General features: G+C 66.8%; 1 protein-coding gene. It reads left to right on the forward strand.

All coding sequences use genetic code 11. From position 1 onward, the window contains the following. Positions 1 to 102: 102 nt before the first annotated feature. Complete coding sequence (locus MR1_RS19130) at positions 103 to 1,068, forward strand: IS481 family transposase (RefSeq protein ID WP_067250893.1); 966 nt, start codon at positions 103 to 105, stop codon at positions 1,066 to 1,068. The last annotated feature ends 11 nt before the right edge of the window (positions 1,069 to 1,079 follow it).

Genomic DNA, 1,079 nt, shown 5'->3' on the forward strand with positions numbered 1-1,079 from the left:
TACCCGGCCATGAGGTTGGTCCCCTCGTTGGGATTGTGAATGGGGAGGACCTCCGGGCTTAGTGGAGATATCTGACGTCTTCACGAAGCACACGGAGGTCCCATGGCCCACGCTAACGCCCGTCTGACCGTTCATGGCAGGCGGTTGATCATTGAACGTGCCCGAGCCGGCTGGAAGCAGGCGCACATCGCCGCGGCGATGGGAGTCTCACGTCGTTGCGTGAAGCGCTGGATCGAGCGTTACCGCGCCGAGGGCGAGGCTGGGCTGGTCGACCGTTCCTCGCGTCCGCACACCAGCCCGACGCGTACGAGTCCCGGGCGCGAGGAGGCAGTGCTCGAGCTGCGCCAGAGGGAGCGCATCGGGCGTGAGGAGATCGCCGCGCGACTGGGCATGTCGGCTCGGACGGTCTCGCGCATCCTCGCCCGTCACGGCGTCCCGCCGCTGCGGGCACTGGATCCGATCACGGGGGAGGTGATCCGCGCGTCGAAGACCACCGCGGTCCGTTACGAGCGGGACCGGGCCGGCGAGCTGGTCCACATGGACGTGAAGAAGCTCGGCAAGATCCCCGACGGCGGCGGCTGGAAAGCACACGGCCGCGCCAGCGGATCCATCCTGCGAGACCGGAACACGAAGGTCGGGTATGACTATGTCCACTCACTCGTCGACGATCACTCCCGGCTCGCGTACTCGGAGGTCCTGCCCGACGAGAAGGGAGCCACCTGCGCGGCGTTCCTGGAACGCGCGATCGCCTACTTTGCCGCCCACGGCATCCCCCGCATCGAGCGGCTCATCACCGACAACGCCTGGGCCTACAGGTTCTCGCTGCGCGAGATCTGCGCCGCGCACGGGATCCGGCAGAAGTTCATCAAGCCACACTGCCCCTGGCAGAACGGCAAGGTCGAACGCTTCAACCGCACCCTGCAGACCGAATGGGCCTACCGGCACGTCTTCCTCACCAACACAGACCGCACCGCAGCGCTTGCACCCTGGCTCGAGCACTACAACACTGGACGGCGCCACTCAGCCCTCGGAGGCCACCCGCCGATCACCCGACTGACACCAACGTGATGACCCGGTAC

The sequence above is a fragment of the Microbacterium resistens NBRC 103078 genome, assembly GCF_001552355.1.
Lineage (GTDB): Bacteria > Actinomycetota > Actinomycetes > Actinomycetales > Microbacteriaceae > Microbacterium > Microbacterium resistens.